The organism is Streptomyces sp. NBC_01268, assembly GCF_036240795.1.
GTDB lineage: Bacteria > Actinomycetota > Actinomycetes > Streptomycetales > Streptomycetaceae > Streptomyces.
The window spans coordinates 3980252-3999411 of the sequence record NZ_CP108454.1 but is presented as its reverse complement, the minus strand read 5'-3'; the positions used below and the strand labels follow the sequence as shown (position 1 = coordinate 3999411).

General features: G+C 72.4%; 18 protein-coding genes. 5 read left to right on the top strand and 13 right to left on the bottom strand.

The window, feature by feature from the left end; all coding sequences use genetic code 11:
* The first annotated feature begins 2 nt into the window (after positions 1–2).
* Positions 3–1823 carry an aspartate--tRNA ligase gene (gene aspS / locus OG309_RS17730; protein ID WP_329422024.1) on the top strand — a complete coding sequence of 607 codons (1821 nt, stop codon included), beginning with the start codon at positions 3–5 and terminating at the stop codon, positions 1821–1823.
* 83 nt (positions 1824–1906) lie between these two features.
* Here aspS and OG309_RS17725 read toward each other — a convergent pair whose 3' ends face one another.
* From OG309_RS17725 to OG309_RS17715, 3 genes are all read right to left on the bottom strand, one after another.
* Complete coding sequence (locus OG309_RS17725; protein WP_329428399.1) at positions 1907–2464, bottom strand: Uma2 family endonuclease; 558 nt, start codon at positions 2462–2464, stop codon at positions 1907–1909.
* 273 nt (positions 2465–2737) lie between these two features.
* Positions 2738–4345, bottom strand: a complete 1608-nt coding sequence (gene metG / locus OG309_RS17720; RefSeq protein WP_329422023.1) for a methionine--tRNA ligase — start codon at positions 4343–4345, stop codon at positions 2738–2740.
* Between the two features lie 130 nt (positions 4346–4475).
* Positions 4476–6230 carry a VWA domain-containing protein gene (locus OG309_RS17715; protein WP_329422020.1) on the bottom strand — a complete coding sequence of 585 codons (1755 nt, stop codon included), beginning with the start codon at positions 6228–6230 and terminating at the stop codon, positions 4476–4478.
* Between the two features lie 212 nt (positions 6231–6442).
* On the opposite strand from OG309_RS17715, the gene OG309_RS17710 reads away from it, so the two are divergent.
* Positions 6443–8503 (top strand): PhoX family protein, encoded by a 2061-nt coding sequence (locus OG309_RS17710; protein ID WP_329422019.1) that lies wholly within the window; start codon positions 6443–6445, stop codon positions 8501–8503.
* 24 nt (positions 8504–8527) lie between these two features.
* Here the strand turns inward: OG309_RS17710 and OG309_RS17705 are convergent, their stop codons facing one another.
* From OG309_RS17705 to OG309_RS17680, 6 genes are all read right to left on the bottom strand, one after another.
* Positions 8528–9517 carry a hypothetical protein gene (locus OG309_RS17705; protein WP_329422017.1) on the bottom strand — a complete coding sequence of 330 codons (990 nt, stop codon included), beginning with the start codon at positions 9515–9517 and terminating at the stop codon, positions 8528–8530.
* Between the two features lie 26 nt (positions 9518–9543).
* Positions 9544–11019 (bottom strand): APC family permease, encoded by a 1476-nt coding sequence (locus OG309_RS17700; RefSeq protein WP_329422015.1) that lies wholly within the window; start codon positions 11017–11019, stop codon positions 9544–9546.
* Positions 11020–11248: 229 nt separating this feature from the next.
* Complete coding sequence (locus tag OG309_RS17695; protein ID WP_329422013.1) at positions 11249–13228, bottom strand: FUSC family protein; 1980 nt, start codon at positions 13226–13228, stop codon at positions 11249–11251.
* Positions 13229–13277: 49 nt separating this feature from the next.
* Positions 13278–13514: a DUF2630 family protein gene (locus OG309_RS17690; protein WP_329422012.1), complete on the bottom strand. Its 237-nt coding sequence runs from the start codon at positions 13512–13514 to the stop codon at positions 13278–13280.
* 133 nt (positions 13515–13647) lie between these two features.
* Positions 13648–14085 carry a hypothetical protein gene (locus OG309_RS17685; RefSeq protein WP_329422011.1) on the bottom strand — a complete coding sequence of 146 codons (438 nt, stop codon included), beginning with the start codon at positions 14083–14085 and terminating at the stop codon, positions 13648–13650.
* The gene (locus OG309_RS17680) at positions 14082–14513 is read right to left on the bottom strand and encodes a DUF7144 family membrane protein (RefSeq protein ID WP_329422009.1); all 432 of its coding nucleotides are present in this window, start codon (positions 14511–14513) and stop codon (positions 14082–14084) included. Before OG309_RS17680 ends, OG309_RS17685 begins: the two co-directional genes overlap by 4 nt.
* 144 nt (positions 14514–14657) lie before the next feature.
* Between OG309_RS17680 and OG309_RS17675 the strand changes: the two genes are divergently transcribed.
* The 3 genes from OG309_RS17675 to OG309_RS17665 all read left to right on the top strand — a co-directional run bounded on the left by OG309_RS17675 (position 14658) and on the right by OG309_RS17665 (position 16140).
* The gene (locus tag OG309_RS17675) at positions 14658–15128 is read left to right on the top strand and encodes an RrF2 family transcriptional regulator (RefSeq protein ID WP_329428398.1); all 471 of its coding nucleotides are present in this window, start codon (positions 14658–14660) and stop codon (positions 15126–15128) included.
* 116 nt (positions 15129–15244) lie between these two features.
* Positions 15245–15661: a RidA family protein gene (locus OG309_RS17670; protein WP_329428396.1), complete on the top strand. Its 417-nt coding sequence runs from the start codon at positions 15245–15247 to the stop codon at positions 15659–15661.
* A gap of 74 nt (positions 15662–15735) precedes the next feature.
* A complete protein-coding gene (locus OG309_RS17665; protein WP_329422007.1) occupies positions 15736–16140 on the top strand; it encodes a hypothetical protein in 405 nt (134 codons plus the stop codon).
* Here OG309_RS17665 and OG309_RS17660 read toward each other — a convergent pair.
* The 4 genes from OG309_RS17660 to OG309_RS17645 all read right to left on the bottom strand — a co-directional run bounded on the left by OG309_RS17660 (position 16134) and on the right by OG309_RS17645 (position 19042).
* Entirely contained in the window at positions 16134–16667 is a 534-nt protein-coding gene (locus OG309_RS17660; RefSeq protein ID WP_329422006.1) for a hypothetical protein, read from the bottom strand. The two genes, OG309_RS17665 and OG309_RS17660, sit on opposite strands and share 7 nt — an antisense overlap.
* A 140-nt stretch (positions 16668–16807) precedes the next feature.
* Entirely contained in the window at positions 16808–17251 is a 444-nt protein-coding gene (locus OG309_RS17655; protein ID WP_329422004.1) for a universal stress protein, read from the bottom strand.
* A gap of 66 nt (positions 17252–17317) precedes the next feature.
* Positions 17318–17950, bottom strand: coding sequence for an FMN reductase (locus tag OG309_RS17650; protein ID WP_329422002.1), 633 nt, complete (start codon positions 17948–17950; stop codon positions 17318–17320).
* 3 nt (positions 17951–17953) lie between these two features.
* Complete coding sequence (locus tag OG309_RS17645; protein ID WP_329428395.1) at positions 17954–19042, bottom strand: LLM class flavin-dependent oxidoreductase; 1089 nt, start codon at positions 19040–19042, stop codon at positions 17954–17956.
* Positions 19043–19160 lie beyond the last annotated feature (118 nt).

Sequence of the window (19160 nt, the reverse complement as noted above, 5' to 3'; positions counted from 1 at the left end):
CGATGCATCGGTACAGGTCCCACACCTGCGGCGAGCTCCGCGCCTCTGACGTCGGCACCGACGTCCGGCTGAGCGGCTGGCTGCACAATCGGCGCGACCTGGGCGGCATCCTCTTCATCGATCTGCGCGACCACTACGGCATCACCCAGCTGGTCGCCCGCCCCGGCACCGCCGCGGCCGAGGTCCTCGACAAGCTGACCAAGGAGACCGTCGTCCGCGTGGACGGCAAGGTCGTCTCGCGTGGCGCCGACAACGTCAACCCGGAGCTCGCCACCGGCGAGATCGAGATCGAGGCCGCCACGGTCGAGGTCCTGGGCGCGGCGAAGCAGATCCCCTTCACCATCAACGCCGACGACGGCGTGAACGAGGAGCGGCGCCTGGAGTTCCGCTTCCTCGACCTGCGTCGCGAGCGCATGCACCGCAACATCATGCTGCGCTCCGCCGTCATCGCCGCCATCCGCTCCAAGATGGTGGCCCTCGGCTTCAACGAGATGGCGACCCCGATCCTCGCCGCGACCTCCCCCGAGGGCGCCCGCGACTTCGTCGTCCCGTCCCGTCTGAACCCGGGCAAGTTCTACGCGCTGCCGCAGGCGCCGCAGCAGTTCAAGCAGCTGCTGATGATCTCCGGCTTCGACCGCTACTTCCAGATCGCGCCCTGCTTCCGCGACGAGGACGCCCGCGCCGACCGCTCGCCGGGCGAGTTCTACCAGCTCGACGTCGAGATGAGCTTCGTCGAGCAGGAGGACGTCTTCCAGCCGATCGAGAAGCTGATGACCGAGCTCTTCGAGGAGTTCGGCGGCGGCCGCCACGTCACCTCCCCCTTCCCGCGGATCCCGTTCCGCGAGTCGATGCTGAAGTACGGCAACGACAAGCCCGACCTGCGCACGGCCCTGGAGCTCGTCGACATCTCCGACGTCTTCGAGAACTCGGAGTTCAAGGCCTTCGCCGGCAAGCACGTCCGTGCCCTGGCCGTGCCGAACACCGGTGACCAGCCCCGCAAGTTCTTCGACGCGCTCGGCGACTACGCGGTCTCCCTCGGCGCGAAGGGCCTGGCCTGGGTCCGCGTCGGCGAGGGCAACGCCCTCACCGGCCCGATCGCCAAGTTCCTCACCGAGGAGAACGTCAAGGTCCTCACCGAGCGCCTCGGCCTGGAGCCGGGTCACGCGATCTTCTTCGGCGCGGGCGAGTTCGACGAGGTCTCCAAGATCATGGGCCCGGTCCGGGTCGAGGCCGCCAAGCGCGCCGGCCAGTTCGAGGAGAACGTCTTCCGCTTCGCGTGGATCGTCGACTTCCCGATGTACGAGAAGGACGAGGAGACCGGCAAGATCGACTTCTCGCACAACCCCTTCTCGATGCCGCAGGGCGGCCTGGAGGCCCTGGAGACCCAGGACCCGCTGGACGTCCTCGGCTGGCAGTACGACATCGTCTGCAACGGCATCGAGCTCTCCTCCGGCGCGATCCGGAACCACGAGCCCGAGATCATGTTCAAGGCCTTCGAGATCGCGGGCTACTCGAAGGAGACCGTCGAGCACGAGTTCGCCGGCATGCTCCGCGCCTTCGAGTACGGCGCCCCGCCGCACGGCGGCATCGCCCCGGGCGTCGACCGCATCGTGATGCTCCTCGCCGACGAGCCGAACATCCGCGAGATCATCGCCTTCCCGCTCAACGGCAACGGCCAGGACCTCCTGATGGGCGCCCCGACGGAGCTCGACGAGTCCCGCCTGCGCGAGCTGAACATCCAGCTCCGCAAGCCGGTCGCGAAGGAGAAGCCGTCCGACGACCGCCCGGTGGCGGAGTCGGTCCACCCGGACGCGGCGCGCTAGTCCTGACGGACTGACGAACGAAGGGCCCGGAACCGCACGGCGGTTCCGGGCCCTTCCGGTTGCGCGGGAGGCGTGCGGCCCGGTCAGCCGACCCATTCCTTCAGGGGCTCGGTGTCCAGCTCCATGTTCACCGGCTCGGGCAGGGTCACGGTCTTGCCGAAGGCGACGGTCACCACCATCTCGTACCGCCCGTTGTCCGGCTGCGAGTGGACCACCACGTCCCCGGCCGCGCGGTCGATCAGGAGGTACACGGGGATGCCGGTCTCGGCGTAGGCGCGGGGCTTCTCGACGCGGTCACGACGATCGGTGTCGGAGTCGAAGGAGGTGACCTCGACGGCCATGAGGACGCCGCCGGGGTCGGCCCACTCGCCCTGGCCCACGAAGGTGTCGCTCTGCGCGAGCACTCCGTCGGGGCGGGCGTTTCCCTTGCGGTACGTCTCGACCCGAAGCCCTTGGTCGACGTGCAGCCACCATTCCGTGTTGGTCTGGATGCAGAGGCGGGTGAGCCACTGGATGATCCGCCCGTGGTCGCCGTCCGGCAAAGCCTTCTCCCCGATCTTCCCGTCGATGAACTCCAGGCGCAGGGCATCGCTCAGCCGGTCGCCCACCCGTGCGAGCTCCTCGAAGAGCTCCTGGGTCATGGCACGGGTCCGCTGCTCGACTGCCTCCACGGCGGCCTCCTCCGGGATCGGTGGTGCCTTCCACGGTACGTGTTCGTCCGATCGCGCGGACGGATTCGTCGCTGTCGCCACGCCAGGACACTGGCATATGCCAGTGGCTGGTGGGGTGGGAACGAGCGGCGTTCACTCGTGGGAGTGAGGATGCCTCCCTCCGGCCACGCCGAAGGCCGCCGTCCCTCCCGTACGGGAAGGGCGGCGGCCTTCTGGTGGTGCTGGGGGGGGGCGACCCGGGGGTCAGTCCTTCTTCGGGTCCTCCAGGCGGGGGAACAGGACCGCGCCCTTCGTCACCGTCGCGCCGGCGGGCAGCCGGCCCCAGTCGCCCGCGTGCTGGACCGGCTGGGCGGACAGGGCGCCCAGCGACGCCTCGGCGCCCAGGGAGTCCCAGAGCGCCTGCGAGGTCTCCGGCATGACCGGGTTCAGCAGGACCGCGACCGCGCGCAGGGACTCGGCGGCCGTGTAGAGGATCGTCGCCAGGCGGGCCCGGCCCTCCTCCGACTCGTCCTTCGCGACCTTCCACGGCTCCTGCTCCGTGATGTAGCCGTTGACCTGCTTCACGAAGTCGAAGATCGCCAGGATGCCGCCCTGGAAGTCCAGCTCCTCGCCGATCTTCCGGTCGGCCGTCGCGACGGCCTTGGCCAGGCCCTCGTGGACCGCCTTCTCCGCGTCGCCGTCCGCCGTCGCCGCCGGCAGCTCGCCGCCGAAGTACTTGCCGACCATCGCCGCCACGCGCGAGGCGAGGTTGCCGTAGTCGTTGGCCAGCTCGGACGTGTAGCGGGCGGAGAAGTCCTCCCACGAGAACGAGCCGTCCTGGCCGAACGCGATCGCACGCAGGAAGTACCAGCGGTACGCGTCCACGCCGAAGTGCGAGGTCAGGTCCTGCGGCTTGATGCCGGTCAGGTTCGACTTCGACATCTTCTCGCCGCCGACCATCAGCCAGCCGTTGGCCGCGATCCGGCCCGGGACCGGCAGACCCTGCGCCATCAGCATCGCGGGCCAGATCACCGCGTGGAAGCGCAGGATGTCCTTGCCGATCAGGTGCACGTTGGCCGGGAAGGTCTCGTCGAACTTCGCCGGGTTCTCGTTGTAGCCGACCGCCGTCGCGTAGTTCAGGAGCGCGTCGACCCACACGTAGATCACGTGCTTGTCGTCCCACGGCACCGGGACGCCCCAGTCGAACGTCGAGCGCGAGATGGAGAGGTCCTCCAGGCCCTGCTTGACGAAGTTCACGACCTCGTTGCGGGCCGACTCGGGCTGGATGAAGCCCGGGTTCGCCTCGTAGAACTCCAGCAGCTTCGGGCCGTACTGGCTCAGCTTGAAGAAGTAGTTCTCCTCCTTGAGGATCTCCACCGGCTTCTTGTGGACGGCGCACAGCTTCGTGCCGTCCTCGGCCTCGATGAGATCGCCCGGGAGCTTGTACTCCTCGCAGCCCACGCAGTACGGGCCTTCGTACCCGCCCTTGTAGATCTCGTCCTTGTCGTACAGGTCCTGCACGAACTCCTGGACGCGGTCGGTGTGACGCTTCTGCGTGGTGCGGATGAAGTCGTCGTTCGCGATGTTCAGGTGCTCCCAGAGGGGCTTCCACGCCTCCTCGACCAGCTTGTCGCACCAGGCCTGGGGAGTGACGTTGTTCGCCTCGGCCGTGCGCATGATCTTCTGACCGTGCTCGTCCGTGCCGGTGAGGTACCACACCTTCTCACCGCGCTGGCGGTGCCAGCGGGTGAGCACGTCGCCTGCGACGGTCGTGTAGGCGTGGCCCAGGTGAGGAGCGTCGTTGACGTAGTAGATGGGGGTCGAGACGTAGAACGCCTTCGTGCCCTGCTTCTCGGATCCAGTGGCCGCCATGGTGCGAATTTTAACGGCCGGAACAGGGTCCCCTCACACGGTTAAAACGGGGGCCCGGGGGGCAAGCCGTCCGGCCTGCCCCCCCGGGCCCCCGTTCCGGCGGGTGGGCCGGGGCCCGCCACGCCGTCCGTCAGAGCGCCGGGGCGTCCGCGAGCAGCCCGCGGTAGAACGCGGCGTGCGGGGTCTCCAGCGGGGCCGGGCCCGCCAGGTGGACACCGGTCCGCGGGGCGGTCGCGGGCAGCTTCCGGAGGTAGTCGAAGGCCTTGCCGTCCTCCTCGCCCCAGGCCGTGAACCGCCAGTGCACCGGGCGGTCCGCCGCCTCCGCCAGCGCCTGCGTGGCGGCCGTACGGGACTCGGGCGCGCCGTCCGTCTGGAACACCACGAGCGCCGGGCGCGCCGGGTCGTTCTTCTCGTGGTGGGCCAGGACCTCCTCGACCGCCCGGTGGTAGTTGGTCCTGCCCATCCGGCCGAGCGTCGCGTTGACCGTCTCGATGCGGTCCGGGGTGAGGTCGGCGGGGCGGAGCTCGGCGGTGCCGTCGATGTCCGTCGAGAAGAAGACCGCCGTGACCGTCGCGTCCTCGGAGAGGTGCGCGGCCAGCGCCACGGTCTGCTCCGCGAGCCGCTGCACGGACCCGTCCTTGAAGTACGGCCGCATCGACCCCGACCGGTCCACCACGAGGTACACGGCCGCCCGGGCCCCCGCCAGACCCTGCTTCTTCAGCACGGCCCCGGCGGCCTTGTAGGCGTCCGCGAGGTGCGGGGCGACGGCCTTGACCTTGGCGAGGGAGAGGGCGGGGGTGCCGGCGGCCGGCTCCTCCGCCGGGGCCTCGGCGGTGGCCGGCTCCTCGGCCGGGGCTTCGACCGGGGCTTCGACCGGGGTCTCGGCCGGGGTCTCGGCTGTGGCCGGCTCCTCGGCCGGGGTCTCGGCCGGAGCTTCGACCGGGGTGTCGGTGGCGGGCTCCTCCGCCGGGGCCTCGGCGAGAGCCGGGGTGTCCAGGGCGGCCGGGGCGTCCGGGGCGTCGGCCGTGTCCGTCGGCTCCGCCGTCTCGGCGGACTCGCGGGCGGCCGGGATCTGCGCCGCGGGCGCGTCCGCGGCGACGGGCTCCTCGGCGGGGGAGGGCTCCTCGTCCGCGGTCCGCGCGGCCGGCACCTCGACCGTGAGGCCGGAGGGGGCCTCCGGCTCGGCGGTGTCGGAGTCCCCGGTCGCCGTCGCCTCGGCGGTGTCGGCGTCCGCCGCGGCCTCCGGCCCAGCGGCGTCGGTGTCCGCCGTCGCCGGCTCCCTCTCCGCCGGGGCATGCGACACGTCGCCCGTCGCGGCGGTCTCTTCCGCCTCGTCCGCCGTGGCAGGCGTCCCGGCGGTGTCCGCGTCCACCGTCGTCTCGGCCACCGCCGAGGACTCCGACGCGTCCGCGTCCACCGTCTCCGTCGCATCGGCGTCCGCAGCGTCGCTTGCCGCGGCGGTCTCCTCCGCCTCGCCCGTCGCCACCGGAGCCTCGGCCTCCGCCGGAGCAGCCTCTGCCTCAGCCGGCGCCTCGGCCGCAACCTCCACCGTCGCCTCGGCCTCCGCCGGAGCCGTCTCCGCCTCAGCCGTCGCCTCTGCCGGAGCAGCCTCGGCCTCCGCCGGAGCCGTCTCCGCCTCGCCGCCGTCCGACGCCCGTCGGGCCGCCGGTACCTGCGGGTTGTCGAAGGAGGCCGCCACGAGGTCGGCCGCCGCGCGTTCGGCGGGGCTCTCCTCCGAGGAGGGGGGCTGGGACGTGGTGGTTCCCTCGGCCTCGCCCGGGCCCGACGACTGGGCCGGTACGGAGGTCGCCGGGGCGGAGGACTCTTCGGCGTCGTTCGCGCGGTCCCGGCCGAATACCTTGCGCAGCAAACTCCGAATACCCATGGGCGAACCCCTTCGCATGAGTTGGGCGTTATGCGTCCTTCATCCCTGGCCAGGGCGGACACGTAAGGTTAGCGGCCACGCCCGCCCGGCCCTACGACCCGGGCTCCCCCGGTCGCCGTGCATTCATCCGGCGTTCACTCCGTCGCCTCCGCTGTGCAGATGTGCACACATAACGTCACGGCCGGACGACGATCGACACCCCGGAGGAAGACGTGCGCAACCTGCTGCCGATGCTGAGCAACCACTCGCATGGAGGCGGGCGTTCCGCCATGACCTGCCGGTTCCGGTGTGGCGACGCCTGCTTCCAGGAGGTGCCCAACACGAGCGGCAACGAGTACGTCGGCGACGTCATAGCCGGCGCGCTCTCGCGCCGTTCGGTGATGCGTGCCGCCGCCGTCGTGACCGTCGCCTCCGCCGCCGGGACCGCGCTCGCCGTCGGCAACGCGCCCGCCGCCGAGGCGCACACGAGGCCGAAGCCGAAGCCGCAGGCGGGCGGGGCCCGCGGGCTCCGGTTCACCCCCGTCGCGCCGAACACCGCCGACCAGGTCACCGTCCCCTCCGGCTACGAGCAGAACGTGGTCATCCGCTGGGGCGAGCCCATCCTGCGCGGCACGCCGGCCTTCGACCCGGAGAAGCAGACGGCCAAGGCGCAGGCCGGCCAGTTCGGCTACAACAACGACTTCCTGTCGCTGCTGCCGCTGCCGGACGAGCACCACCGCCAGGTGCTGGTCGCCAACCACGAGTACACCGACGAGGTCCTGATGTTCCGGGGCTACGACCCCGAGAACCCGACCCGCGAGCAGGTGGAGATCGCCTGGGCCGCGCACGGCCTCGGTGTCGTCGTGGTCCAGGAGGAGCACCGCACCGGCAAGCTGACGGCCGTCACCCGCCACCGGCTCAACCGGCGTCTCACCGCCACCAGCGTCTTCGAGATGACCGGGCCCGCCGCCGGGAGCGCGCTGGTCAGGACGTCCGTCGACCCCTCCGGGCGCAAGGTGCTCGGCACGCTCAACAACTGCTCCGGTGGCACCACCCCGTGGGGCACCACCCTGCACGGCGAGGAGAACTTCAACCAGTACTTCGCCAACGCGTCGAGCGCCACCGACAAGCGCTACGGCATCGGCACCGGCGCCAGCGAGCGCAAGTGGGAGCGGTTCGACAAGCGCTTCGACCTGAAGCAGGAGCCCAACGAGGCGCACCGCTTCGGCTGGGTCGTCGAGCTCGACCCGTACGACCCGGAGTCGACGCCCCGCAAGCGCACCGCGCTCGGCCGCTTCAAGCACGAGGCCGCGCAGCCGCGGATGACCGCCGACGGGCGGCCCGTCGTCTACATGGGCGACGACGAGCGGTTCGACTACTTCTACAAGTTCGTGTCGAGCAAGCGCATGAAGAAGGGGCGGTCGCGGGCCGCGCACGCGCACAACCTCACCCTGCTCGACGAGGGCACGCTGTACGTCGCCAAGCTGACCGGCGACAGCCCGGCCGCCGAGATCGACGGCAGCGGCAAGCTGCCCGCGGACGGCGAGTTCGACGGCGGCGGCGTGTGGATCCCGCTGGCCACCGCGGGCCCGGACGGCGCCGTCTCGCACGTGCCCGGCATGACCGCCGACGAGGTGTACGTCTTCACCCGCCTCGCCGGCGACAAGGTGGGCGCCACCAAGATGGACCGCCCCGAGGACATCGAGCCGTCCCCGCGCACCGGCCGGGTCTACGTCGCGCTCACCAACAACTCCAACCGCGGCAAGGGCACCAACCCGGGCGCCGACGAGGCCAACCCGCGCAACCTCAACAAGCACGGGCAGATCCTGGAGCTCGCCGAGCACTGGGACGACCCGTCCTCGGACGGCTTCGCCTGGCGCCTGTTCCTCGTCGCGGGCGACCCGAACGACCCGGCCACCTACTTCGCGGGCTTCCCGAAGGACAAGGTGTCGCCGATCTCCTGCCCCGACAACGTCGCCTTCGACCCGCACGGCAACCTGTGGATCTCCACCGACGGCAACCAGCTCGGCTCCCACGACGGCCTATTCGGCGTCGCCACGCACGGTGAGCGGCGCGGTGAGCTCAAGCAGTTCCTGACCGTCCCGACCGGCGCCGAGACCTGCGGCCCGATCGTGCAGGACCGCCGGGTCCTGGTCGCCGTGCAGCACCCGGGCGAGATCGACGGGGCCTCCGTCGAGAAGCCGGCGTCCGTGTGGCCCGACGGGCCCGGCAGGATCGTCCGACCGGCCGTCGTCTCGGTGTGGCGCGCCGACGGGCGTGACATCGGCGTCTGACGCCCCCGGGGAGGGCCGTCGGGGTCACCCGACCCCCAGGCCCTCCCGGAACCGTACGAACTGCTCCTCGGGCTCCCCGGTGTACACCCACGGCACCCACGCCGCCCGGGTCCCGAGGAGTCCGAGCAGTTCCCGTGCCACCTCCACCTGGCCCGCGTAGCACGCCGCGTGGGCCAGGTAGTTGAGGTCGGCGACCTCCTCCGGGGCGACCGGGCGGCCCGGTTCGCGGCCGCCGATCCAGCGCGCGTACGTGCGGCGCAGCTCGGTCACCGCCAGCTCGTGCTTCCAGTGCTGGTCGAAGCCGCGCACCGGGCCCCGGCCGAGGGCCCCGTCGGCGATGTACCGGTACTCCTCGACCCGCGCGATCTGCACCAGGATCGGCAGCGGCGAGCCGGGCGGGGCCACGCCCGCCGCGTCGCGCGCGAAGTCGTACATGGCGCCGTGCGTGCCGTGCCAGCGCGCCGACCAGTAGCGCAGCACCTGGGTGTGGCCCTCGGTGTTGTACGGGTCGCGGCGCCGCAACTCGTCGAACCAGTGGCGCAGTTCGCGGCGCGGTACCCCGCCCTCGTACAGCCGGGCGACCGACAGCAGCGACACCCACGGCATCGGGTCGGCGGGTGCCGCCTCGGCGGCCGCGCGGCAGGCGTCGACGGCGGCGTCGATCCGGCCGCGGTCGACGGCGCCGCCCCGGCCGGCGGCGATGGCGGCGTCGAAGACGCGGACCACGTCGGTGGCGGCCCGCAGCACGGCGGCGTCGGGGCAGCCCGGCTCGGCGGCCCGCCAGGCCTCGACGGTGGAGCTGCCCGCGGCGGCGTGCGACAGGAGCCGCAGCCGGTGGGTGCGGCGCGGCCAGTCGTCGCCGGTGGCCCGCAGCAGGTCCCGGACGCCCTGCCAGCGTCCGATGACCATGTCGTGGCGGGCCTCGGTGAGCGCCCGGTCGCCGAGGTCCGGGTCGAAGTCGGGTGTGAAGCGCGCCGGGCGCGACGAGCGGGACGGTCTGCGGAGAGCGGCCATCCGTTCCTCCTCGAAGGCAGTGGCCGTCAGAAGTCCGTGGCGAGCGACTCGTCCGAGCGGCGGGCGCGCGGCGAGTCCGGTGAGGCGAAGGGCGCGGCGGCGGCGAGCGCGCGGGCCGCGTCGAGGCGGGCGGGGCGGTAGTAGGCGCTGCCCTTGGCCCAGTACACGAGCATCGGCACGACGCCGAGGGCGAGGCCGCCGAGGCCGATGGTCAGGGCGGTCGTGGAGAGCTCGCCGAGCGACTCGACGAAGGCCCACAGCATGAAGCCGGAGCCGAGCAGCGGCCAGACCCCGCCCAGGACGAAGTCCCGTACGGAGCTGAGCAGCAGCGACTTGTAGGCGACGACGGCGGCGATGCCCGCGAGCCCGTAGTAGAACGCGATCTGCAGTCCGATCGCGCTCACCGCGTCCTTGAGGACCTGCTGCACGGAGCCGGCGACGGCCGCCGCCCCGAACATGACGAGCGCGGCGGCGCCGACCGCGACGATGGCCACCCAGGGGGTGTTCCAGCGCCGGTGCACGGTGCCGAGCGCGGCCGGCATGGTGCGGTCGCGGCCCATCGCGAACAGCGAGCGGGTGACCTGGATGAGCGTGGTCTCCAACGTCGCGACCGTGGACAGCAGGACGGCCAGGACGAGGAGCTTTCCGCCGGCGCCGGGCCAGATCTCCTCGCCGAGGACGGCGAGGACGTTGGCGCCGGCGCTCTCGATCCGCCCGTCGCTCAGCAGCACGTTGACGGAGACCGTGAACGCCTCGAACAGCAGGAAGACCACGCCGATGCCGACGAGCGCGGCGAGTCCGGCGGTGCGGCGGCTGTCGCGGGTCTCCTCGCTGAGGTTGCTGGTGACGTCCCAGCCCCAGTAGTAGAAGGCGGCGATGAGCGCGCCGGAGGCGAAGCCGGACGGGCCGTCGAAGTGGCCGAGGCCGAACCAGGACCAGTCGAAGGCGGTGGCGTGCCCGCGGTGTGCCACGGCGCCCAGGACGAACGCGACGAGGATCAGCAACTCCACGCCGGACATGAGGAGTTGGGCGTGGACGGTGAGCCGTGCGCCACCGAGGACGACGAGCAGCATCATCAGGAACCAGCCGGCGCCGACCGCGCAGGACAGCGCCGTGTTCCCGGCGAGTTCCGGGGCGAAGAGGGAGAGCGTCAGCGAGCCGGCGGGCAGGGATCCGGCGACCATGAAGACGGTCGCGGCGAAGACCAGGGCCCAGCCGGAGAGGAAGCCGAGGAAGGGGTGGAGGGTGCGGCCCACCCAGGAGTACCCGGCGCCCGCGTTGACGTCGATCCGGCCGAGCCGGGCGTACGCGAGGACGATGCCGAGCATCGGTATCGCGCAGTAGAGCAGCGCCGCGGGCCCGGCGAGGCCCACCGCGCCGAAGAGGACGGCGGTCGTGGCGGCGAGCGAGTACGCGGGGGCGCTGCCGGCCACGGCCATCACGATGGTGTCGAAGGTGCCGAGGGCATTGGGCTGGAGACCTCTGCCGGAGGTGGTGCGCATGGCGGTGTCCTCGGGGAGGGGAAGGACGGGGGACGCAGGCAAGTGACCGTGCCACCAGGACGCTTGTGGCCGGGGACGGTGGCGCGGATCACGGTGAGTCGAGCGCATCGTAGTCGTACACGTGGATTCCGGTAACGGCAGTGGGAGGGTTCCGTTCCGCAACCGCCGGTAAGGGCTTCCGTACGCCCTATTGGTGAGGTTTGAACCTCTGCCGTCCCCAAGGCGGCGGCTACGGCGAGGCGATGGCGCGGGCTGCCCGCACCTCCTGTCGCAGCGGGTCCAGGACCCCTTCCTCGTCGCCGCCGAGGTCGGCGCGGACCTCCACCAGGACCCGGCTGGACCGCAGCCCCTCGGCGAGCTCCCGCAACTGGCCCTCCACGGCGGCGACCTCGGCCGGTTCGGGCGGGGGCGCGCCGTGGTCCACGCGGATCCGGGCGGCGGTGGTGGCGTCCACGATCCGCTCCACGGCGATCGCCAGGGGCCACCAGGCGGCGGCGAGGTCCCCGGCGGGCGGCGGTTCGGTCAGGGCCCGCTGGAACTCGGAGCGGACCGCCGACATGTCCCGGTACAGCGCGCGGCGGGCCCGGTGCCGGCGGGCCGGGTCGTCCCCGGTGGGCGGGCAGAAGGCCAGCGACACGTACCCGGCGGTGTCGGAGACGGCGTCCGCGAGCCGGTCCGCGACCCGGGTGTGCCAGGACTCGGGCCACAGCAGGTATCCGGCGACCAGGGCGATCCCGCAGCCGATCAGCGAGTCGTAGAGCCGGGGCAGCACGAGGTCGAAGCCCTGGTGGTTGAGGAGGTCGGAGAGGAGCAGGATGACCGGGGTGATGGCCGCGGTCTGGAAGGCGTACCCCTTCGCCGAGAACGCGGGGATCAGCGCGGCGAGCAGCATCATCACCGGCACGTCCCACCAGCCGCGCGGCACCGCCGCGAGCAGCGGCGCGGCGACCAGCAGCCCGGCGGCGGTGCCGAGGGCGCGCAGCACGGCCCGCGAGAAGACCGAGCCGAAGTCGGGTTTGAGGACGAAGGTGACGGTGAGGGCGATCCAGTACGAGCGGGGTACCGGGATCAGCGAGACCAGCGCCTGGGAGAGCCCGATGCACAGGGCGAGCCGCAGCCCGTACCGCCAGGACGCCTCGGAGAACAGCACCGCGCGGGCGGTGCGGCGCACCCGGACGCGGAGCGCGGCGGGCCGCCCCAGCCGGTCGTCGATGTTGTACGGGTTCGGTTCCGCCTCGTGGACGACGGTCGCCGCGTAGCGCAGGGCCGCGTCGACGGCCTTCTCGGAGGGGCGCCGGGCCTCCGGCAGCGCGAGCTCGGGCGCTCCGGTGCGGCCCCGCTCGACCGCGTCGGCGAGCGCGCGCACGGCGGCCGGGACCTCCGGGGGCAGCGGCCGGTGGAAGCGCCGCACGGCGAGGTGCACGGCGGGCGCGGCCTCCAGGAGCGGGACGACCGCGTTGAGCTGGGAGAGCAGCCGGGCCAGGCTCGGCGCCCGGCCGTGCTGGCGGGCGCGGCGGGCGAGCAGCAGGTCGTAGGACTGGTTGAGGGAGGCGGTGACGGCCTGCCGCCGTTCGTCGTACGTGTCGGTGCCGGCGGCGTCGAAGAGCCCGGCGACGGCCCGGTAGGTCCCGGCGACCGCCGTCCGTTCGGGCGTGCCGCCGCGCAGCGGCCAGCCGAGCAGGGTGAGGACGAGGACCACGACGCCGCCCAGGGTCAGCAGCAGCGGCGCCTTCCACCAGGGGTCGGGCATCGGCAGGCCGGCGCCGACGACGGCGTTGAGGAGCAGCAGCAGCCCGGAGACGGAGGCGACGGCGCCGATCGAGGAGATCATCCCGGAGACGAGCGCGACGAGGGTGAGGACGATGACGGCGAGCCAGCCCTGTCCGAAGACGAGCGTGCCGAGGGTGACGCCGAGGGCGCCGAAGAGCTGCGGGACGGCGATGTTGAAGATCCGCATGCGGTACGCGTCGGCGGTGTCGCCGATGACCCCGGAGAGCGCGCCCATGGACACCAGCGCCCCGTACGCGGGCTGTCCCGCGGCGAGTCCGACGGCCAGCGGCACGGAGAGCGCGACCGACGCGCGCAGCACGGCGGCCCACGGCACGGGGGTGGACTGCGGGCGGAGTCCCGCGGTGAGCCAGGAGGGCGGGGTGAGCCGGGCGGCCGCAGCGCTCCGGGCGGGTGGGGTGGGCCGTGCGGGTTTCGCCATGCCTCCAAATTAGGACGAAGGGGGGCGTCCGGAGGAACGGCCCCCCGGGTCAGCTGCGGTAGCCCTCGACCTCCGCCGCGGGGCGGACGGCGGCGGTGTCCGGGTCCTCGCCGTACTCGGCCTTCGCGCGGCGCTGCCGCAGCAGGTCCCAGCACTGGTCCAGGCGGAGCTCCAGCTCGGCGAGGCGGGAGCGCTCCTCGTCCAGGAGGCCCCCGGTGCGCAGGCGAAGGGCGCGTTCCTCCTCGACGAGGGTGCCGATGTTCTCGAGGATCTCGTCGTTGTCCATGACTTCAGCGTGGCCGATCGGCGTCCGCCGCGCAGGTCGAGCGGCACGGAGCGGCTGCCCGGGCGGCAGGGGTGCCGCCCGGGCAGCCGCCCGTGCCGTCGCCGTGCGGTCCCCGTGCCGTCCCGGCGCCTTCTCAGTGCCGTACGGCCTGCTGGATCTCGGCCTTGGTCTCGCCCGAGAGGGTCCGGTTGCTGCGGGCCGTGCCGGACGTGGACGTGCCGGCCTCGACGCCGTCGATGTTCAGGACGACGGCGTCGAGGAGATTGCCGTCGGAGTCGCGGAAGTTGACCCAGACCGTGTAGTCGGCCGTCTTGTCCTTCGGGTTGGTCGCGGTGATCTCGGCGACCGTCCGGTCCCCGTCCGTCGACGTCGGTCCCGCCTTGACGTCGCCGGTCGCGTTCACCCCGTCCTTGATCTCGTCCATCTTCTCCTGGGCGGCGGACGCGGCCGCCGCCGTGGCGGAGGAGACGATGCCGCCGGCCGCGTCCTTGGCCTGGTCGCAGCCGGTGGCGGCGAGGGAGAGACCGAGCAGCAGCGCGACCGCGCCCGCCGTGGCGCGCACCCGGGTCACGGGCGCCCGCCGCCGTAGGCGTCGTCCGTGGCCAGCGCCCAGATCACGAAGATCGAGACGGCCATGGAGAACAGCGCCCACCACGGCTGGTAGGGCAGGAACAGGAACTGGGCGAGGACGTTCAGGGAGGCGAGCGCGATACCGGCGACCCGGCCCCACTCGGCACCCTTGAGGATGCCGAAGCCCGCGATGGCGACGACGATGCCGAGGATGAGGTGGATCCAGCCCCACGTCGTCAGGTTGAACTTGAAGACGTAGTCGCCGACGCGGGTGTAGACGTCGTCCTCGGCGATGCCCGCGATGCCCTGGAAGATGTCCATGATGCCGGTGACCAGCATGAGGACACCGGCGAAGAGGGTGCCCCCGGCGGCCCAGCCGCCGCTGCTCGCCGAGTTCTGTCTGCGCGGTGATGCGGTGTTCTGGCTCATGCACCCATCGTCGGAGCGCCCGCCCGCCCGCGAACCTTCAGTTGAGCCGTACGGGTGACGGGCCGGCGCTGCGACGGCGTGTGACGCACCTTCAAGAACCTGTTGGCGAGGAGATCCTGGACATGTAGCATCCAGAATATGAGGATGAACGAGGGCGTCGAATGGGCGATGCACAGCTGCCTGAACCTGGCCTGGATCGGCGAGGGCCGGGCGGTCACCGCGGCCCGGCTCGCGGCGTACCACGAGCTGCCCGCCGCCTACCTCAACAAGCAGCTCCAGGCGCTCGTCCGGGCCGGGATCCTCGGCTCGGTCTCCGGCCCCAAGGGCGGCTTCCGGCTGGCCAGGTCGCTGGACCGGATCACCCTCATGGACGTGGTCACGGCGATCGAGGGCCCGGACGAGGCCTTCCGCTGCACCGAGATCCGGGGCCAGGGGCCGGGGGCGGCGGGACCGCCCTCCGCCGAGTGCGCCATCGCCGGCGCGATGGGCCGGGCCGAGCTGGCCTGGCGGCGGGAGCTGGCCGGCCGGACCCTGGACGACGTCCGCGCCCAGGCCGAACGGCAGGCGCCCGGCGCCCCGGACCGGATCCGCCGCTGGCTCGCCACGACGGGCTGAACGAGGCTGCCGGGCGCGGCGGCGCCGCCCCGCGCACCGCTCCCCATCCTGACCGCTTCACATCTGAATTCAGGACATCGAATGTCCTGTCCACGGGAGGACGTCGTCTCATGAGCGTGACCCACGACCAGCGCACGATCACCAACCCCGCCACCCTGCACGACCCGACCCCCTTCGGCTACAGCCACGCGGCCTCCGCACCGGGCGAACTCGTCTTCATCGGCGGCCAGTACGCCTCCGACGCCACCGGCTCCCCGCTCCACCCCGACGACTTCGCCGCCCAGGTCGACCTGGCCTTCACCCACCTGCGGCACGCGCTGGAGGGCGTCGGTCTCGGCTTCGGGCACGTCGTCCGGCTCGGCTCGTACGTCGTCGACCACGACCTCGCCAAGCTGGAGGTCCTCGGCAAGGCCCTGCACGCCGCCTTCGGCGACCGGCTGCCCGCCCAGACCCTCAGCGGCGTCGCGTCCCTCGCCCTGCCCGGCATGCTCTTCGAGATCGACGCGGTGGCGGTGCGCCCGGCGGCCGGCTGATCCACTTGCGGGGCGCCGGACGGGGGTGTGCCCTGGAGGGTGCAGGAACGGTTCCGGCGAAGGGAGCTCCTGCCATGGCCGCACACGCAGCGGTACCCGCCCGGTGGCACCTGAGCACGCACGGCTGGGGCGTGCCCGCCACCATCGGCATCCTCTACGGCCTCTACGCCCCGGTCATCGTCCGTGACGGCGGCGCCCTGTCCTGGGGCCAGCTCTGGCTCGGCCTGATCAGCGCCGTCGTCCTCGCGGTGGCGATCTACGGGCTGCGCCGCTACGGCGGACGGCTGCGGCGCGAACTGCGCGCCGCGGCCTGGGGCGCCCTCACCGGCATCGCGATCGGCTTCCTCTACAGCCTCTCCGGCTCGAGCATCTACTCCTCGACGCTGCTCGGGCTGATCGTGGCGGGGGTGAACGGCGGTGCCGCCTACTACCTCTTCTACACCCACGAGGACGCGGCCGGCCGTCCCGCGCCCTACTGAGCACCGCGCCGACCAGCCCGCCCGGACCGGCGGCGGTGGTACGCCACCGCCACCGCGGCGAGCAGCACGGGCCAGGCCCCGAGCGGCAGGTAGCAGCCGAGGAACAGGGCGTCCTGGGCGGCGGTGAGCTCCGTGCCGTCGCCTTCGCCGAGGCCCGCGTACACCGCGTACCCGGACCAGCTGGCCGCCGCGAGCAGTCCGGCCGCCCCCGCGAGCGCGGCCCCGGTCGCCGCCCGCACGGGCACCGGCCGGCCGCCGAGCAGCGGCAGCCACCGCGGGAACACCTCGCCCCAGCCCCGTACCAGCCCGAGCGTGAGGAGGGCCAGCAGCTCGGACAGGACGGTCAGCCCGATCATGTAGGCCAGCATCCTCGGTCCCGGATCGCTGTACGGGGAGTGCACGGCGAACGGGAGCCCGAAGGCCAGCCCGAGCCGCCACAGTCCGGCGGGCAGGACCAGGAACGGGACGGCGTGCGCGGCGACGGCGGCCCAACGGGGCACGTCGGGAAGGGCGTTCATTCTCGGCATGCGCCCAGCCTTCCGGCCGGCCCGCCCCGGGGCGTCGGCCCGCCGTGCCGACCGCCTCCACCGCGCGGGGGAGACGGCCTCCTCCCCCACCCTGCGCGGTGGCGGCCGTCGCGGCCGTCCAGGGGGGTGGGTAGCGGTTCCTACTCCTCCCCCGGGACCTCCCCGCGCACGACCACCACCGGGCACGGCGCGTGCTGGGTGACGTGCGAGGAGACGGAGCCCAGGACCGCCGCCTTGAAGCCGCTGTAGCCGCGGTCGCCGACCACGAGCAGCGTGGCGCCCTCGGCCTGGTCGATCAGGGCCTGGGGCGCGTTGCCGCCCACGATGGTGCGGGTGACCGCGGCCGCGGTGGCGGGGTCGAGCGCCTGGTCCAGGGCCTGGTCCAGGATCTGCTTCGCCAGCCGTTCCGGGTCGAACTCGGGCGGGACGCCCGGCATGAGGGTGGCCCAGGAGGCCGGGTACTCCCAGCTGATCACCGTCTGGAGGGAGTCCCCGGTGAGGGCGGCCTGCGCCGCCGCCCACTTCAGCGCCCTCAGGGACGGAGCCGATCCGTCCACGCCCACCACGATCCTGCCGCCGGCCATGACCGACCTCCGTTTCGCTGTCGGGAGGCCCCGTGCGGGGCCCTCCCGACCAACGTAACAAACGGATCAATCCAGTCGCAGGTCGGCCAATTGGCGCTCGAACGGGATGATCTCGTCCACCCCGGCCTCGTCGTCGCGGCGGCGCGGGCGGGCCGCGACCGCCCCGGCGAACTCCTGCCCGGCCCGGGTGATCCGGGAGGGCAGCCCCTCGGTGTACTCGTCGCCGCCCGAACCCCAGTCCTCCGAGGCCGCGTACACGGCGGTCGGGGCGACGGCGGCCCGCAGGTAGGCGAAGAGCGGGCGCAGGGCGTGGTCGAGGACGAGCGAGTGGCGGGCGGTGCCGCCGGTCGCCCCGATCAGGACCGGGACGCCGGTCAGCGCCGTCGGGTCGATCAGGTCGAAGAAGGACTTGAACAGGCCGCTGTACGAGGCGGTGAAGACCGGGGTGACGGCGATGACGCCGTCGGCGCCCGTCACCGCGTCGATCGCCGCGCCCAGCTTCTCGGAGGGGAAGCCGGTCACGAGGTTCTTCGCGATGTCGACGGCCAGGTCGCGCAGTTCGACGACCTCGACGTCGACCGCGTACTCCTGCTCGGCCAGCCGGTAGCGGGTCGCCTGGACGAGCCGGTCGGCGAGCAGCCGGGTGGAGGAGGGGGAGCTGAGGCCGGCGGAGACGGCGACCAGCTTGAGGGTCTGCATGGTTTACGACTCCTTCTCGGTGCGGTGCGCGGTGACGGCGGGGTGCAGCGGGGCGGTGTCGGGGACGCCGGCCGGCCGCAGGTTCGCGAACTCCTTGCGGAGCACCGGGACGACCTCCTCGCCGAGGAGGTCGAGCTGCTCCAGGACCGTCTTCAGGGGCAGACCGGCGTGGTCGACCAGGAAGAGCTGGCGCTGGTAGTCGCCGACGTAGTCGCGGAAGGACAGGGTGCGCTCGATGACCTCCTGCGGCGAGCCGACGGTCAGCGGGGTCTCGCGGCTGAACTCCTCCAGGGAGGGGCCGTGGCCGTAGACCGGTGCGTTGTCGAAGTACGGGCGGAAGTCCCGAACGGCGTCCTGCGAGTTCTTCCGCATGAAGACCTGGCCGCCGAGGCCGACGATCGCCTGCTCGGGGGTGCCGTGGCCGTAGTGGGCGTACCGCTGCCGGTAGAGCCGGACCATCTTCTCGGTGTGCTGCTTGGGCCAGAAGATGTGGTTGGCGAAGAAGCCGTCACCGTAGTACGCGGCCTGCTCGGCGATCTCCGGGGAGCGGATGGAGCCGTGCCACACGAACGGCGGGACGCCGTCGAGCGGGCGCGGGGTGGCCGTGAAGCCCTGGAGCGCGGTGCGGAACTTGCCCTCCCAGTCGACCACGTCCTCCCTCCACAGCTTGTGGAGGAGCGCGTAGTTCTCGATGGCGAGCGGGATGCCCTGGCGGATGTCCTGGCCGAACCACGGGTAGACCGGGCCGGTGTTGCCGCGGCCCATCATCAGGTCGACGCGGCCGTCGGCGAGGTGCTGGAGGGTGGCGTAGTCCTCGGCGATCTTCACCGGGTCGTTGGTGGTGATGAGGGTCGTGGAGGTGGAGAGGATCAGGTTCTCCGTGCGGGCGGCTATGTGCCCGAGGAGGGTCGTCGGGGAGGACGGGACGAACGGCGGGTTGTGGTGCTCGCCGGTCGCGAAGACGTCCAGGCCGACCTCCTCCGCCTTGAGCGCGATGGCGACGGTGTTCTTGATCCGCTCGTGCTCGGTGGGGGTACGGCCGGTGGTGGGGTCGGCCGTCACGTCGCCGACGGTGAAGATCCCGAACTGCATCGTGCTCACCTCTCGCGTTCCCTGATGCCGTTCGCATCAGTGGTTGAATCTTAAACCATCACGGGGAACGGTGCACCCCACCCCGGTATTCCCGGCCGCCCGTACCCTGGAGGACATG

Coding starts and splice junctions, on each gene's coding strand:
- aspS (WP_329422024.1), top strand. CDS start 3: ATGCATCGGTACAGGTCCCACACCTGCGGCGAGCTCCGCGCCTCTGAC.
- OG309_RS17725 (WP_329428399.1), bottom strand. CDS start 2,464: ATGACCCAGGAGCTCTTCGAGGAGCTCGCACGGGTGGGCGACCGGCTG.
- metG (WP_329422023.1), bottom strand. CDS start 4,345: ATGGCGGCCACTGGATCCGAGAAGCAGGGCACGAAGGCGTTCTACGTC.
- OG309_RS17715 (WP_329422020.1), bottom strand. CDS start 6,230: ATGGGTATTCGGAGTTTGCTGCGCAAGGTATTCGGCCGGGACCGCGCG.
- OG309_RS17705 (WP_329422017.1), bottom strand. CDS start 9,517: ATGGCCGCTCTCCGCAGACCGTCCCGCTCGTCGCGCCCGGCGCGCTTC.
- OG309_RS17700 (WP_329422015.1), bottom strand. CDS start 11,019: ATGCGCACCACCTCCGGCAGAGGTCTCCAGCCCAATGCCCTCGGCACC.
- OG309_RS17695 (WP_329422013.1), bottom strand. CDS start 13,228: ATGGCGAAACCCGCACGGCCCACCCCACCCGCCCGGAGCGCTGCGGCC.
- OG309_RS17690 (WP_329422012.1), bottom strand. CDS start 13,514: ATGGACAACGACGAGATCCTCGAGAACATCGGCACCCTCGTCGAGGAG.
- OG309_RS17680 (WP_329422009.1), bottom strand. CDS start 14,513: ATGAGCCAGAACACCGCATCACCGCGCAGACAGAACTCGGCGAGCAGC.
- OG309_RS17675 (WP_329428398.1), top strand. CDS start 14,658: ATGAACGAGGGCGTCGAATGGGCGATGCACAGCTGCCTGAACCTGGCC.
- OG309_RS17665 (WP_329422007.1), top strand. CDS start 15,736: ATGGCCGCACACGCAGCGGTACCCGCCCGGTGGCACCTGAGCACGCAC.
- OG309_RS17660 (WP_329422006.1), bottom strand. CDS start 16,667: ATGCCGAGAATGAACGCCCTTCCCGACGTGCCCCGTTGGGCCGCCGTC.
- OG309_RS17655 (WP_329422004.1), bottom strand. CDS start 17,251: ATGGCCGGCGGCAGGATCGTGGTGGGCGTGGACGGATCGGCTCCGTCC.
- OG309_RS17650 (WP_329422002.1), bottom strand. CDS start 17,950: ATGCAGACCCTCAAGCTGGTCGCCGTCTCCGCCGGCCTCAGCTCCCCC.
- OG309_RS17645 (WP_329428395.1), bottom strand. CDS start 19,042: ATGCAGTTCGGGATCTTCACCGTCGGCGACGTGACGGCCGACCCCACC.